General features: G+C 63.2%; 14 protein-coding genes. 10 read left to right on the top strand and 4 right to left on the bottom strand.

What is annotated here, in order from left to right; all coding sequences use genetic code 11:
• Window positions 1-46 precede the first annotated feature (46 nt).
• The 4 genes from AB4037_RS09730 to AB4037_RS09715 form a co-directional block, all read right to left on the bottom strand.
• A complete protein-coding gene (locus AB4037_RS09730) occupies window positions 47-1,054 on the bottom strand; it encodes a LacI family DNA-binding transcriptional regulator (RefSeq protein ID WP_434959581.1) in 1,008 nt (335 codons plus the stop codon).
• 261 nt (window positions 1,055-1,315) lie between these two features.
• Window positions 1,316-2,599 carry an HlyC/CorC family transporter gene (locus AB4037_RS09725; RefSeq protein WP_434954983.1) on the bottom strand — a complete coding sequence of 428 codons (1,284 nt, stop codon included), beginning with the start codon at window positions 2,597-2,599 and terminating at the stop codon, window positions 1,316-1,318.
• Window positions 2,600-2,710: 111 nt separating this feature from the next.
• Window positions 2,711-3,829, bottom strand: coding sequence for a 3-dehydroquinate synthase (aroB, locus tag AB4037_RS09720; protein ID WP_441771369.1), 1,119 nt, complete (start codon window positions 3,827-3,829; stop codon window positions 2,711-2,713).
• Window positions 3,826-4,443: a shikimate kinase gene (locus AB4037_RS09715; protein ID WP_441771368.1), complete on the bottom strand. Its 618-nt coding sequence runs from the start codon at window positions 4,441-4,443 to the stop codon at window positions 3,826-3,828. The genes aroB and AB4037_RS09715 overlap by 4 nt, the downstream gene beginning before the upstream one ends.
• A gap of 132 nt (window positions 4,444-4,575) precedes the next feature.
• Between AB4037_RS09715 and AB4037_RS09710 the strand changes: the two genes are divergently transcribed.
• The 10 genes from AB4037_RS09710 to AB4037_RS09665 all read left to right on the top strand — a co-directional run bounded on the left by AB4037_RS09710 (window position 4,576) and on the right by AB4037_RS09665 (window position 15,195).
• Window positions 4,576-4,740 (top strand): hypothetical protein, encoded by a 165-nt coding sequence (locus AB4037_RS09710; protein WP_434954986.1) that lies wholly within the window; start codon window positions 4,576-4,578, stop codon window positions 4,738-4,740.
• Between the two features lie 164 nt (window positions 4,741-4,904).
• Window positions 4,905-5,576, top strand: coding sequence for a methyltransferase family protein (locus AB4037_RS09705; protein ID WP_441771367.1), 672 nt, complete (start codon window positions 4,905-4,907; stop codon window positions 5,574-5,576).
• Window positions 5,577-5,712: 136 nt separating this feature from the next.
• Window positions 5,713-7,770 (top strand): FUSC family protein, encoded by a 2,058-nt coding sequence (locus tag AB4037_RS09700; RefSeq protein ID WP_441771366.1) that lies wholly within the window; start codon window positions 5,713-5,715, stop codon window positions 7,768-7,770.
• Window positions 7,771-7,846: 76 nt separating this feature from the next.
• Window positions 7,847-8,542, top strand: coding sequence for an acid phosphatase (locus tag AB4037_RS09695; protein WP_434954990.1), 696 nt, complete (start codon window positions 7,847-7,849; stop codon window positions 8,540-8,542).
• Between the two features lie 59 nt (window positions 8,543-8,601).
• A complete protein-coding gene (locus tag AB4037_RS09690; RefSeq protein ID WP_434954991.1) occupies window positions 8,602-9,540 on the top strand; it encodes a site-specific tyrosine recombinase XerD in 939 nt (312 codons plus the stop codon).
• A 786-nt stretch (window positions 9,541-10,326) separates the two neighbouring features.
• Window positions 10,327-10,908, top strand: a complete 582-nt coding sequence (gene rfbC / locus AB4037_RS09685) for a dTDP-4-dehydrorhamnose 3,5-epimerase (protein ID WP_441771365.1) — start codon at window positions 10,327-10,329, stop codon at window positions 10,906-10,908.
• Entirely contained in the window at window positions 10,908-11,960 is a 1,053-nt protein-coding gene (gene rfbB / locus AB4037_RS09680) for a dTDP-glucose 4,6-dehydratase (RefSeq protein WP_441771465.1), read from the top strand. Before rfbC ends, rfbB begins: the two co-directional genes overlap by 1 nt.
• A 149-nt stretch (window positions 11,961-12,109) precedes the next feature.
• Complete coding sequence (gene rfbD, locus AB4037_RS09675; protein WP_441771364.1) at window positions 12,110-13,048, top strand: dTDP-4-dehydrorhamnose reductase; 939 nt, start codon at window positions 12,110-12,112, stop codon at window positions 13,046-13,048.
• A 62-nt stretch (window positions 13,049-13,110) separates the two neighbouring features.
• Window positions 13,111-13,992, top strand: a complete 882-nt coding sequence (gene rfbA / locus AB4037_RS09670; RefSeq protein ID WP_434954994.1) for a glucose-1-phosphate thymidylyltransferase RfbA — start codon at window positions 13,111-13,113, stop codon at window positions 13,990-13,992.
• Window positions 13,993-14,160: 168 nt separating this feature from the next.
• Window positions 14,161-15,195, top strand: a complete 1,035-nt coding sequence (locus AB4037_RS09665) for a hypothetical protein (protein ID WP_441771363.1) — start codon at window positions 14,161-14,163, stop codon at window positions 15,193-15,195.
• Window positions 15,196-15,414 lie beyond the last annotated feature (219 nt).

Raw genomic sequence — 15,414 nt, 5'->3', positions numbered from 1 at the left:
CCACGCCGCTGCTTTCCTGATCAAATCAGATCAAGAACCTCAAGCGTCACAGATTTTCGGAAGTGATCGTCACGAAGCGGATGGGGTCGTTTGCAAGGGGCGCGCCGACCAGGCCCAGGCGCGCCAGCATCAGGTCGAGCGCGCGCCGCGCCTGGGCCTCGGGTGCCTGATCGATCACCATCGACATGACCCCTTCTCGCAGCGCAACGGCGCTGCGCTCGGTAAGTTCGTGGCCGATGAAGAAAATCTCGCCGCCGCGCGGATGGCCGCGCAAAGCCGACGACAGCGAGGCGTTGGCGCCGCCTGCGTTGTAGAGACCGACCATATCGGGCCAGGCCCGCAAGGCCTCGACGAGCCTATTCGCACTGTGGTCGGCGTCATCCAGGCCGAACAGGACGGCAACGAAGAACAGGCCGTCGCGAGGCCGCTCCTGAAGATAATCGGAGAACCCCCGGATACGTTCGCGGTGCACCTGATAGGCTTGGCTGTGGCAGAGGGCGATGACCGAGCCCCGGCTCGGCTGCATCCGGGACAGGAAATGCGCGGCCGTACGACCAGCGGCGTAGTTGTCGATGCCGACATAGATAGCGTCGGTCCCCTCCGAACGCGTCACGATCTGGATGACCGGGATGCCTTCGGCTCTGACCTTTGCCAGGGCGGCTCGGATCAGTGGATGGTTGGGTACGGCGAGGATGAGGCCTGCCCGCCTCGCTTCGGGCTCTGCGATGCGCTTGGCGATCGCGGCAGCATCATGCTCGTCCATGAAGGTGCGATGCACGGCGAGCGATGCATCCAGGCCGGCGGCAATGCGTCCGAAGGCCTGTGACAGGCGCGAAAAGAAGGTGGTTTCAGGCCGCACGAGGATCACGTCGATCCGCAAAATACCGCGGTGCAGCTCCGGCAGCCGGCGCGGATAGTCGAGCGCCCGCGCGGCTGCGATGACCTTTTCGGTCAAGCGTGGCCGTACACCACCGCGGCCGTTCAGCACACGTTCGACCGTCGCCGTACCAACGCCCGCGAGGCGTGCAATCGCGTGGAAAGTCGGCTTGGGAATGGACCATCAACCTCGCTGGCGGGATCGCCAATACGCCATACCGCAAATCCTGAATGTCACCAAACGGGAGGCTGGGGCGGAGGATGAGGGGCAGTGAAGCGCGCCTGTCCCATTCGGAACCGCCTGATTTCGAGGGAGAATGCGCACTTCCCGGATCGTGATTGTTCCAGCCAGGTGATCGGCACGGCCGCAAGTCCTCGGCTATGCGGCGGGCATCGCACCCAGCGAACCCGGATGGCTGGGGCGCGCCACGCCCTGCTCTCACCCCTCTGGCGTCTCTGCCACGATCGGGGTGATCCGTAGCGAGGCAATGCGGTTCTTCTGCTTCCTCAACACCTGGAAGCGATAGCCGTGGAAGGTGAAGGTCTGGCCGGCCTCGGGGATGGTACGGGCTTCGTGGATGACCAGGCCGGCGATGGTGGTGGCCTCCTCGTCCGGCAGGTTCCAGTCCATCGCGCGGTTGAGGTCGCGGATCGGCACCGAGCCGTCGACATTGACGGCACCGTCGGCCTGCGGGCGCACGCCCGTCACCACCAGGTCGTGCTCGTCGGAGATGTCGCCGACGATCTCCTCGATGATGTCCTCCAGCGTGACGATGCCGAGCACCGAGCCATATTCGTCGACCACGAAGGCGAAATGCTGCTTGCGGCGGCGGAAGGAGCGTAGCTGATCGACCAGCGAGGTGGTGTCGGGCACGAACCAGGCCGGCAGGGCGATCTCCTCGATGTCGAGCTTGAGGGGATCATTGCCGGCGGCATCGAGGGCCCGCAACAGGTCCTTGGCATGCAGCACTCCGATGATGTTCTCGGGACTGTCCTTCCATACCGGGATACGGGTATAGGGGGCGGCCAGCACGCTCTGCACGATCTGGGCAGGCCCCTCGTCGAGGTCGACCGAGAACATCTTGGTGCGGTGGACCATGACGTCGTCGACGGTGAGTTCCTGCAGGTCGAGCAGGCCGCCGAACATGTCGCGATCGGTCTTCTCCACCGAGCCTTCCTTATGCAGGAGATCGACGGTGCCGCGCAATTCGTCGGTGGCCGAGAGCAGGGAAGGATGCCTGCCGACTTCGAGCCCGAAGAGGCGCAGGATGGCACGCACCAGCCAGCCGAGCAGGCCGGTGACGGGAGAGAACACCACGACTACCAGCCTGACAGGCCAGGCCACGGCCAGGGAGAACCGCTCGGGGTAGTTGATCGCCAGCGTCTTGGGCAGGATCTCGACGAAGACGATGGTCAGCACCGAGATGACGATGGTGGCATAGAAGATTCCGACATCGCCGAAGATGTCGAGCAGGATGCCCGTCGTCAGAGCCGCCGCGGCCGTGTTGACGATACTGGTGCCGACCAGGAGCGAGCCGATCATCGCCTCGCGGATGTCGAGCAGCTTGTTGACGATCTTGGCGCGCTGGCTGCCGTTCTTCTCCAGCGAGTGCAGCCGCGCCCGCGAGGCGGCGGTGAGGGCGGTTTCCGAGCCCGCGAAGAAGAAGCCCGCCAGCAGGAGCAGGAAGACGATGAAGAGCGAGTACCAGGCCTCGGGATGCATGGTCAGCGCCTATGGGATCGAGGAGGGAGCACTGCGAGAGGCCTGCTCTTCGTCATCCCGTGCTGCGCCGCGTCCGGGATGACCCGGCGGCAGTGGCTTCGTATGGAGCCTCTAAACATCGGCGAGCTTCTCTGCCAGGAAGCCCGTCACGGCACTGGGATCGACATCATTGGCGATGAAGCTCTCGCCGATGCCGCGGGTTAGAATGAAGGTGAGCTTGCCGCGCTTGACCTTCTTGTCCTGCAGGATGGCGTTCATCAGATCATCCGCCGTGCCGACCCCGCCCCGCACCTGGTCTATGCGGGTGGGCAGGCCGGCGACGGAGAGATGAGCCGCGACGCGCGATGGTGTTTCCTGCGAGCAGAGGCCAAGCCGCGCCGAGAATTCATGCGCCAGCACCATGCCGATCGAGACGCCCTCACCATGCACGAGGCGGGCGGAATCATACCCTGTGACCGCTTCCAGGGCGTGGCCGAAAGTGTGGCCGAGATTGAGCAGGGCCCGCTCGCCAGTCTCGGTCTCGTCGCGGGCGACGATGCCGGCCTTGGCGCGGCAGGAGGTGGCGATGGCCTTCTCGCGCGCCGGCCCGCCGGCCATCACCTCCTGCCAATGCTCCTCGAGCCAATGGAAGAAGGGGGCGTCGTTGATCAGGCCATATTTGGCGATTTCGGCATAGCCGGCGCGGAACTCGCGCTTGGACAGGGTGTCGAGCACTTGCGTGTCTGCCAGCACCAGGCTGGGCTGGTGGAAGGCGCCGACCAGGTTCTTGCCGTGGCGGGAATTGATGCCGGTCTTGCCGCCCACCGAGGAATCGACCTGCGCCAGCAGGCTGGTGGGGATCTGCACGAAGCGCATGCCGCGCCGGACTGCCGCCGCCGCAAAGCCGGCCAGATCCCCGACCACGCCGCCGCCGAAGGCGACGACGAGATCGCCGCGCTCGACCCGGGTGGCGATCAGGCCCTCGCAGACCTCGGCGAAGGTGGCGAAGCTCTTGGACGCCTCGCCGGGTGTGACCGTGATGGTCTGGTGCGCGATCCCGGCGGCATCGAGGCTGTCAGCCAATGTCTTCAGGTGCAGGGCCGCGACATTGGCATCGGTGACGATGGCGAGGCGCGCCTTGGGTGCGAGGGCGGCGATACGTTGGCCGGCTTCGGCGAGCAGGCCCGGGCCGATGGCGATCTCATAGGAGCGCGCGCCCAGCGCGACGGGAACGACGATGGGCTGGCTCATGCGGATCTATCCGATCTTTCGGTCGACAAATGGTGTTCGAGGGCGGTGACGACATCTTCCAGCACCGCCTCCTGGGCAACGTCGCGCGAGAGCACGGTGATATCGGCCCCGGCATAGACGGGGTAGCGCGCTTCGATCAGCTTCCTCAGCGTGCCTTCCGGATCGGGCGTCTGCAGGAGCGGGCGGGTCGGCTTGCGACGGACGCGCCGCATCAAAACATCGAGTTCCGCCTTCAGCCAGATCGAAACACCGCAATTGGCAATGAGGGCGCGGGTTTCCTCATTCATATAGGCGCCGCCGCCGGTCGCCAGCACGATCGGCGTTTCGCAGTCCAGCAGCCGGGCGATGACCCGCCGCTCCTTGTCACGGAAGAAGGTCTCGCCATCCGCAGCGAAGATCTCCGAAATGGTCTTCTGGGCGGCTTCTTCGATCTCGGTGTCGGCGTCGCGGAATTCAAGGCCGAGCCGCCCCGCCAGGCGCCGGCCGACGGCGCTCTTGCCTGCTCCCATCATACCCACCAGCACGACCGACCGCCCCGCGAGGGCCTCCGCCACTTTCCTCTCGCGTTCGGCCGGGACAGGAGGTGTCGCAAAGCCGCTCATATCGTCCTGCATCAACAAGTTCATCGTTCTAATGAACCGGAGAGGGGCCTCGATGCAAGAGCCTCACGGGCGCGCGGACGGCACAACGCCATGGCGCTGCCCTGAATCGCGCATTATCCTGGCACCGTTGCGTTCAGGATCCTCATGCCCAGCCTCTTCCGCTTCCTTCTCATTCTCTTGTTGCTGGGGTTGACCGGTTTCGGCCTCGTCTATGTGCTGGGCACCTATGTGAAGCCGGCGACACGGCCGATGAGCCAGGATGTGCCGCTCAAGAACCTGGAGCCTCCAAAGGAGCCGGCCAAGCCCTAGCATGGGCAGCAAGCCGTAGGCATAGGCAGGCGGAAGGCAGTCCCGCACAAAGGCGGCGCCGGTGTTCGGCGGCCAGGCTTTCCCGTTCAGGCTTCGTGTTCGGACAACTGCATTTTTGCCCAAGACGTGCGGGATGATGGCGCCACCCAATGGAGACGGTGCCCATGATCGTCAAACTGGTCCTGCACAATCTGGTGTTCGTCGGCATCATGGCCCTGGTGCTGTTCCTCTCGGCCGGCACGCTGCACTGGGCTTCGGCCTGGTTTTACCTGGTCGTTTCCCTCATTGTCGGCCTCGCCTCCGGCCTGTGGCTTGCCAGGACCGATCCCGGTCTGCTGGCCGAACGCATGCGGCTGAAAGCGCCCGAGCAGCCCAGCGCGGACAAATGGTTCATGCGGGTTTTCCTCGTGGTCGCCGTGACCTGGTTCGTGGTCATCGGGCTCGACCGGCGTCTGCAGGCCTCCACCATGCCCGTCCTGCTCCAGGGCATCGGGCTGGTGCTCTATCTGGCCTCGACGCTCTTCATCATGTGGGTGTTTCGCGAAAATTCCTTCGCCGCACCAGTGGTCAAGGTACAGGCCGAGCGTCACCATCACGTGATCTCGACGGGCCCCTACGCCGTCATCCGCCATCCCATGTATGCCGGCGTCATGCTCTATTTCATCGGCACGCCGCTGCTGATCGGCTCCTGGTGGGGCCTTGCCATGATGCCGGTTTTCTTCCTGGCATTCGCGATCCGCTTCCGCGTCGAGGAGCACACGCTGACGGGCGGTCTGCCAGGCTATGCCGACTACGCCGAGCGCGTGCGCTATCGCATGCTGCCCGGGATCTGGTGAGGCGAGGAGGGGTTCGGAAACGATTGTTTCCTATGCTGCCGCGCCGAGCATAGCCGCCTCGGCGGTAGGATGCCCTTCATGATCTCGCGTCATGATCCGGTACCAAATCAGCGACAAACCCTGTATGGCCGGTCTGATGTCTCGCCCGACCTTGCTTCCTGCACGCCTGTCGTCCCGCCTGCCGCATCTGGTCCTGCCACCGCGGGCCGACTGGATCTTTGCATTCCGTACCACCGCCATCGGGCTCCTCGCCCTGGCGATCGCCTATGCGCTCGGGCTGGAGCAACCGCAATGGGCGATGATGACGGTCTATATCGTCAGCCAGCCCGTCGCGGGCATGGTGCTCGCCAAGGGTCTGTTCCGGCTGGCCGGCACGCTGATCGGCGCGCTCGCCTCGGTGGCGATGGTCAAGCTCACCGGCAGCGAGCATCTGCTTTTCCTGGCCATGCTGGCGGTGTGGATCGGCCTGTGTACCTTCGTGGCCTCCATGCTGCGCAATCCCGAATCCTATGGGGCGGTGTTGGCCGGCTACACCGCCGCCATCATCGGACTGCCGGCTTTCGACAATCCCCATCTCGTTGGTGAACTGGCCGCGGCCCGCTGCATCGAGATCATGCTCGGCATCGTTTGCGCGGGGCTGGCGAGCCGCCTGCTGCTGCCTCAGCTTGCCCGCGACCTGCTGGTCGAACGGGCGGGAGCAAGCCTGAGGGAGATCGCGCTCTATGGTGCGGGCGCCATCGGCGGCACGGCCAAGGCTGAACTCGACGCCCGCTACCAGCGTCTGATCGTCGATATCGAGGCGCTGGCCGGCATGCGTGCCTATGCGCGCCTGGAGGCACCGAGCCTGGTGACGCATGGCCGCATGGCGCGGCACACGATCGGCCACATGCTCTCGGCCATTTCGGCCGTGCACACGCTGCTTGCCCACGCCAGCGCCCCGGATTCGAGCTGGCGCCCGCTGCTCAACCGCGTCAGGACCATGCTGGACGGCATCGCCCAGGGCGACTGGCTCACCCAGGACGTCCGCCCCTGGCGGCGGCAGATCGAGGAATTCTGCCGGGAGGCCGAGGCGATGCGCGGCGCGCCGCTGCAGCCGCATGAAGACCGTGCGGCGGCAGCGGCACGCATCACCCTGCTGATCGAGTTCCTTACGGCCATCCGCCTGGTGCTGGAGGGGCTGGCCGCCCTGCGGCTGCGCGCGCCCGATCCACCCGGTCAGTGGAAGCTGCCGGCCCTCACCATCGATCGCGACACCGAGGTGGCGGTCGTCAATGCCGTCAGGGCGGCGATTGCCACCACTATCGTCACAGCCTATTGGATCGCCACGCGCTGGGCCGATCTTGCCGGCGCGGCTGTGATGGTGGCGGTGATGTCGAGCCTGTTCGCCACCATGCCCAATCCGCTGCGCTCGGCCTGGGACTTCCTCAAGGGTACTGCCTATTCGGTGCCGGCCGCCTTCTTGGTCGGTCAGCTCATGCTGCCGCATCTGCCGGGGCTCCCCTGGCTGCTGGCGCTGATCGGTCTGGTGCTGTTGCCGGCGGCGCTGGGCATGGCCAATCCGCGCTTCACCCCGATCGCCACTGCCTTCGCCATCAATTTCCTGCTCTTTCTCAATCCGCGCCAGCCGATGGTGGCCGAGCCCTGGCTTTTCCTGAATGCGGCGGTCGCGGTTCTCGGCGGCGGGCTGCTCAGTCTTGCCGTGTTCGCGGTGGTGCTGCCCCGCCGGCCGCAAAGCGTGGTCGAGCGGGTGGTGGAGGCCTTCCGGGCCGATCTCACCCGGCTTTGCCTGCATGAGCGCCTGCCCAAGCCCTCGGCTTTCGAGAGTCTGGCCTATGACCGCATCAACCAGTTGATGGCGCCGCTGGAGCGGGTGGGCAGCAAGGGCCAATATGTGCTGGACGGGAGCCTGGCCGCCGTGACCATGGGGCTGGAAATCCTGCGTCTGCGCCGCTTTCTGCGCGAGGGCCAGATCGAGCCCGACCATGCCGCCGCCGTCTCGGAGATGCTGGTGCGGCTCGCCCGCCTCCTGGCCATCCGCATCCCGCATGCCAAGCTGCTGCGCGACATGATCGGGGCACTGAGGGAACTTGCCGCCGTCATCGTCAAGGAAACCAGCCCGAATGCCCACCTGCAGGCCGCGGCCTCGCTTCGGGTGATCGCCTTGGCTCTCGAAGACCACCCGCTCTATTTCTGAATGGCGCAAAGCAGCGTCATCCTGCTGTCATCGGCGGCTGCCATGCGGGCGCGGCCCCCATGCACAGGAGTGCTCCATGCGCACGATTCTCGCTGCCGCCGCCATGTTGGCGCTGGCCGCTTTCGCTCCCGCGAATGCCGAAGATGCCAGGCCCTTCACCGATGCCAAGACCATCGATCTCGTCACCATCCTGCCGCCGCCGCCGGCCAAGGATTCGGCGAAGACCAAGGCCGAGCTCGCCGAGATCCTCACTCTCCAGGTCGAGCGTACGCCGGAGATGGTCGCCCATGCCAAGGCCGATGACGAGGAGACCGTCTGGCGCTTTGCCGGCGAGCTGTTCGGGCCCAAATTCGACAAGGCCAAGCTGCCGAAATTCACCGCTTTCTTCGATCGCGTGGTCGAAACCGAAGCCGCCGTCGTCGATCCGGCCAAGAAGATCCTCAACCGGCCGCGCCCGCATATGGTGAGCGACATCGTAAAGCCGGTGGTGAAGATGTCGAGTTCGGGCGCCTATCCCTCGGGCCACACCACCCTCGGCACGCTGATGGGCATCGTCCTCGCCGACATGGTTCCCGAGAAGCGTGCCGAGATCATGGCGCGGGCCTGGGACTACGGCCATAGCCGCCTGGTCGCCGGCATCCACTACCCCTCTGACATCGAGATGGGGCGCATATCCGGCTCGGTGATCGCCGTCACCATCATGCGCCAGGACGATTTCAAGGCCGAGTTCGCGCCGGCCAAGGCGGAACTGCGCGCGGCACTGGGCTATTGAGCTGCCGATAGCCGGCGCGGTTTTCCGGCTGTTAACCTCGGCGGGCTTAGGCTGACGCCATGCCCAAGCCCGCCAGCGATAGCCGCCTGATCAATGCCTTCCTCGACATGGTGTCCGCCGAGCGTGGCGGCGCCGACAATACGCTGCAGGCCTATCGGCGCGATCTCACCGACTACAGCGATTTCCTGCGGGGCCGGGGCGGGGCGATCGCCACCGCCGGCGCCGACGAGGCGCGGGCGCATCTTGCCGCCCTGACGGACCTCGGCTTCAAGGCGACAACCCTGGCCCGTCATTTGTCGGCGATCCGGCAATTGCACAAATTCCTCTATGCCGAAGGTTTTCGTACCGACGATCCGACCGGTGTGCTCGACGGCCCCAAGCGGGGGCGTAGCCTGCCCAAGGTGCTGGATGAGGCGGAGGTCGATCGCCTGCTGGCGGCGGCGGCCGAGGGGATCGAGGATGCCGCCCGTCCTTTGTCGGAGCGTCTGCGGGCAGCGCGGATGAGCGCCTTGCTCGAGACGCTCTATGCTTCCGGGCTGCGCGTCTCGGAACTGGTCAGCCTCAAGCGTACCGCGGCCCGGCCCGGGCTCGACATGCTGAGCGTGGTGGGCAAGGGCTCCAAGGAGAGGCTGGTACCGCTCACCGAGGCTGCCCGGCGGGCCATGCGGGCCTATCTTGCCCTGCTCGCGGAGGCGGGCAGGGACGGCGCCTCTCCTTGGCTGTTCCCGTCTTTCGGCGAGAGCGGCCATCTCACGCGCCAGCATTTCGCGCGGGAATTGAAGCTGCTGGCGGCGAGCGCTGGCATTCGCGCCGACCGCATCAGCCCGCATGTATTGCGCCATGCCTTTGCCAGCCATCTCCTGCAGAACGGCGCCGATCTTCGCTCCGTACAGATGATGCTCGGCCATGCCGATATCGCCACCACGCAGATCTACACCCATGTCCTCGACGAGCGTGTGAAGTCGATGGTGCGCGACCTGCATCCGCTGGCGGATTGAGATTGCCGCGGCGGACCGCTTCGTCTGCAAGGCCTTGCGGTTCGGGCGCTACGTGAACCGGTGATGGCGTTATCCGGCTCCTCCGCTGTGCTCTTGCGAAGGCAATCGTCTTCGGACGGGCAGAAGAGTTGGCCGATTTCCGAACGCGATTTCCGCGGTTCATTCGTTCTATTCCTCACGGGTGATCAGGGCCTGTTTCGGTCGACGCGCGGCCTAAGGCCTTGAATTGAAAACGGAAACAGAAAGACCCATTTCTTCAATATACTTGATTAATTGGCGAAGTTTGTCGGAAGGCCGCGGGATTGAAGAGGTATCCACCGGCGGTGACTTGAGCAATTGCAGGGCGGAGTGTGCATATATTCGGATTATCGCAAATTTCCCTAAAGGTTTATTTGATTAACGCGATGTTTTTTTCTATATATTGTACATATTAGTAACATTTTTGCATTGCGTAGAGATTTTTTGTAAAAATCATATATTAATTTTTATGAATCTGACCTAAAAAATAGCGAAGTCAAAATATAACTCTGAAGATTACAATTTTATATTTTAATTATTGATTTTTACAAAGAAATATACTTAAGTTAAGTCATGACATCATGAAGTCATATATATTTATTTATATTGTACGCAATATTGTGTCTTATTTAGATTTGCATTTAATACGGCGCCGTTCGATAATGTAATTATATTCTACTTTATTTTTCACATTAACGAGAAATATAAACTTGACACCTGTAATGAATTTCAAATAAATCATTATAAATTCTGACGAGTGCCAGTTTGATGATCATCGAGCGTTTGTCCATTTCCGAAGTGGTGCGGGTCCGCCCGAGGCGCTTCGGCGATGCGCGTGGGTATTTCTCGGAAGTCTTCAATGCGCGCGCGTTTCGTCAGCAGGTGGCTGATGTCGAGTTCGTTCAGGACAATGAGGCTCTATCCGGGGCAGTCGGTACGCTGAGGGGCTTGCATTTCCAGCGCTCCCCGATGGCGCAGGGCAAGTTGATCCGGGTCATTCGGGGCGCGATACTCGATGTTGCCGTCGATATTCGCAAGGGCTCGCCTAGCTATGGCAAGCATGTTTCGGCTCGTCTCGATGGCACTGACGGTGACCAGCTCTGGGTGCCCGTCGGTTTCGCGCATGGCTATTGCACGCTGGAGCCGGATACGCTGGTTACCTACAAGGTGACCAATTACTACAGCCCCGCCGACGACGGCGGCATTTTGTGGAGCGATCCGGCCATTGCCATCGATTGGCCTGTGCCGGCGCAGGGGCCGGTCCTTTCGGCAAAGGACCTCGAACTGCCGGCCCTGAAGGATTTGCCGGATTGCTTTTTCTACGATCATGAACGGGAAGGCGTCGCATGATGCGTGTTCTGGTGACAGGCGGTGCAGGCTTCATTGGTTCGGCTGTGGTGCGCCTGCTGGCGGGCGAGGGGGATGTCGAGGTGCTCAACTTCGACAAGCTCACTTATGCGGGCAATCCCCATTCGCTGCGTTCGATAGCCGGCTCACGAAACTATCGCTTCATGCGCGGCGATATCACCGACAGGCTGAAGCTGGACGCGGTCATGGCGTCTTTCCGCCCGAACGCTGTGATGCATCTGGCCGCCGAAAGTCATGTCGACCGCTCGATCGCCGGAGCCGACGACTTCATCCAGACCAATATCGTGGGAACTTATACCCTGCTGGAAGCGGCCCGTGCCTATTGGCGCACGCTTTCGGGTCGGGACCGCGACGCGTTCCGCTTCCTGCATGTCTCCACCGATGAGGTCTATGGCTCGCTCGGCAGCGACGGCCTATTTACCGAGACCACGCGCTATGATCCGAGCTCGCCCTATTCGGCCAGCAAGGCGGCGTCCGATCACCTCGCACGGGCCTGGATGCGCACCTATGGCTTGCCGGTCCTGATCTCCAATTGCTCGAACAATTACGGGCCGTACCACTTTCCCGAAAAGCTCATCCCGCTCGTCATTCTCAACGCGCYGGAGGGCCGCACTTTGCCGGTCTATGGCGATGGCAGCAATGTGCGTGACTGGCTTTTCGTGGAGGATCACGCCCGTGCCCTGTGGACGATCGTGCGGACGGGCCGGCCCGGGGAGACCTATAATGTCGGCGGGCGTAGCGAGCGTAGCAATCTGAGTGTCGTCGAAACCATCTGCGATGTCCTGGATGGCCTTGTCGGCGGCTCGCGTCCGCGACGGGATTTGATCGCCTTCGTGCCCGACCGTCCGGGCCATGACCAGCGCTACGCCATCGATGCCGACAAGCTCGAGACGGATCTGGGCTGGCGAGCCGTCGAGACCTTCGAATCCGGCATTCGGCATACGGTGCAATGGTATCTCGATAATGATTGGTGGTGGCGCCCGATCCGCTCGGGGGTTTATGCCGGCGAACGGCTGGGGCTCGTCAGCGCCTGAGCCTGCTGGCTGTCGGATCCAAGCAGGATTTCTCGATGAGGCCTGCGGATGAGCCTCATCGAGAAACCCTGCAAATGTTCAATATCCTGCGGCTTCCTCTCGATTGTGCCATGGCCCGGTCAAGAGGAAGCGGCTTAGGAGGTTTCGCGATGCGTATTGTGGTGACGGGCAGGGAGGGGCAGCTCGCTCACTCCCTGCGGGCCGTCGGCGCGTCTTCGGGCGTGGATATCGTCTGTCTCGGCCGTCCCCAACTTGATCTGAGCGAGGCAGCGACGGTTTCGGCCGTGCTGCTTGGCACGGGCGCGGACGTGATCATCAACGCCGCCGCCTATACGGCAGTCGACCGGGCCGAGAGCGAGCCGGAGAAGGCGCATGCGGTCAATGCCGCCGGTGCGGGGCTTGTGGCGCAGGCCGCGCAGCGGCTCGGCGTGCCGATTGTGCATATCTCGACCGATTATGTCTTCGATGGCGGTTGGCAGCATCCCTATCGCGAGGAGGATCGGGTTTGTCCGCTCGGCGCCTATGGCGCGTCCAAGCATGACGGTGAGCTGCGTGTTGCCGCCGCCAATCCGCGCCATGTCATCTGCCGCACCTCATGGGTCTATTCGCCCTATGGGCAGAATTTCGTGAAGACCATGTTGCGGCTCGCCGGCGAGCGCGACGAGGTCGGCGTCGTGGCCGACCAACTCGGCAGCCCGACTTATGCCCTCGATCTCGCCGAGGCCTTGCTGCGGATCGCCCGGCGGGTCTTGGACGAGAAAGTCGTGGACGAGAAGGCGGCTGACACCCCCTTGTTCGGCGTGTTCCATGTCGCTGGCGGCGGACAGGCAAGTTGGGCCGACCTCGCCGAGGCGGTGTTTGCGGCATCGGCATCCTCCGGCGGCCCCTCGGCCCGCGTCCGGCGGATCGACACCAAGGATTACCCCACGCCGGCCCGCCGCCCCGCCGATTCCAGGCTGGATACGGGCAAGCTGCAGGAGCGCTACGGCATTGTCTTGCCCGACTGGCGCGCCTCGGTCGGCGACTGCGTATCCCGCCTGCTGGGCGCGCGCGCCGGCACCGGCTCATCCTCTTCTGCTTCGCCCTGATGCCAGGGCGTGTTTATCGCAATCGGCCGTCCGTGAGGCCTTGATCAAGGAATTTGTTGAGCATGCGTGGTATCATTCTGGCCGGCGGCAGCGGCACCCGGCTCTATCCGATGACCAGCATCACGTCCAAGCAATTGCTGCCGATCTACGACAAGCCGATGATCTATTACCCGCTCAGCACCTTCATGCAGGCGGGTATTCGTGAAATCCTGCTGATCTCCACGCCGCATGATCTGCCGCTGTTCCGCAAAATGCTCGGCGATGGCACGCAGTGGGGCCTGAAGCTGAGCTATGCCGAACAGCCGCGTCCGGACGGCCTGGCCCAGGCCTTCGTCATCGGGGCCGACTTCGTCGACGGGCAGCCCTCGGCGCTGATCCTGGGCGACAACCTGTTCTATGGTGCCGGCCTGCCCGGCCTGATGCGCTCGGCCGTCTCCCGCCAGAAGGGCGCCACGGTGTTCGCCTATCACGTCACCGATCCCGAGCGCTATGGCGTAGTCGGCTTCGACGAGAATGCGGTGGCGACCTCGATCGAGGAGAAGCCCAAGCAGCCCAGATCCAACTGGGCAGTGACGGGGCTCTATTTCTACGATGCCGAGGTGGTCGACATCGCCCGGACCATCAAGCCTTCGGCGCGCGGCGAATACGAGATCACCGACATCAACCGCATCTATATGGAGCGCGGCAACCTGCATGTGGAGCGCATGCGGCGAGGCTATGCCTGGCTCGATACCGGCACGCCCGACAGCCTGCTGCAGGCCGCCGAATTCGTGCGCGTTCTCGAGCACAGGCAAGGCGTGCGGCTGGCCTGCCCGGAGGAGATCGCCTTTTCGAGCGGCTGGATCGACGCCGATCAGATGCGCCACCTCGCCAAGAAAGTCGAGAATAGCAGCTACGGCAAATATCTGCTGCGTGTGCTCGAGGAGGAGTCGCTGCTGTGGTGAAGCCAATGCGGCCGAAAAACCCAGCTTAAAGCGTTTCGCGATTTGGCGTAATCGCCAAGAATCGCAAAGAGACTCCAGCCAATCCGTAGGATTGGCTTGGAACCAAAGAGTGAGAGCAAACAAGCGTTTCCGTCTAAGCGCACTTTGCTCCAGGAATCGGGCAAGGTCATGCTGTTCAATATCGAATCGGACGAGGGCGGTGAGATCACCGGCTATGTCGTTCCGGACGATTACGAAAAGACGCCGATCCTGCATGTTCTCGTTGCCGGGCAGGTGGTGGCGCGAATCCGCTGCAGCGAGCCGCGTCCGGCCCTGGTGACGGCGGGCCGCCACCTCAACGGCCTGTGCGGTTTCCTGCTCAACGACGCCAATGTCCCCGGCCTCGGCGCCCTGCGCTATGTCGAGGTGGTGGACGAGGAAAGCGGTATCCTGATCTATCGCCGCAATCTCGATGACGAGGGCCTGCCCAACCGGTTGTTCAGGCTGGAGACCCACCTGTTTCCGCTCTGGGGGCTCGATGCCGCGCTCAAGCAGCATTTCAACTATTTCCACCGCGGCATCGAGCGGCTGGGGGCCGAGACGGCAACCCAGATCTTCCATCTGCAGCACGCGCATTCGCTCTATGTGAGCGGGCGGCTCACCCTCAAGCAATATGACGCGCTGATCTATGAACGCTTTACCTGGGTGACCCTGCTGCACGATCCCTATTACGAATTGGCCGAGCGGCTGATGGCGCTCAAGCTGGTGCCGAAATATGGCGATGCCCTGCTGGGACAGCGTGATCTCTCCGTCTTCAAGCCCGCCATCGATTTCGTCGCCACTCTGGAGACGGATGCGGAAGGATTGGTCCGAGCCTTCGCCGAGATGCCGGGGGAGGTGATTACCATCCTCTCCAATCCGCTCGCACGCCAGCTCGCGGCCGAGAGCTTCGAGGGGCTGTTGCCGCGCGGCGCCGTGGCGACGGCGCTCGCCAATCTCGCCACTGCCGGAGTCGTCGGTATCCGCGAACGTCCCCATGCCTTCGCCGAGGATCTCGAACAGATCATGCGCATGCCGCAGGGCGCCGTGCAGATCGCTCCCCTGTTGCCACCGGTGCAGGCCCTGTCGGAACGGTTGCGCAGGCTGCCGGAGACGGAGGTGCTGCTCGAGGCCGACCTCGACATCTACGGCCAGGTCAAAGAGGCCGTAATGGGAGTGGGATAAGAAATTCAGGGCAATTTATCATTTTGGACCTATTTGGAGCAGGCCGGTTGTGCCTTTGCCAGGTAGCTCGCATGCGTTAAATTTATGTTTGTATAAATCAAACGTTATGTGGTAATCAAAAAGGCGTATGCAGCACCCCCAAAATTAGGGGGATTGGATGATTCTCGTTTTTGGGATGGCAGGAGCTAGGATATGGCAACGTTCGGTCCGAATGGCGGC

Source organism: Labrys sp. KB_33_2 (assembly GCF_052114505.1).
Classification (GTDB): domain Bacteria; phylum Pseudomonadota; class Alphaproteobacteria; order Rhizobiales; family Labraceae; genus Labrys.
This window is presented reverse-complemented; position numbering and strand designations above follow the sequence as displayed.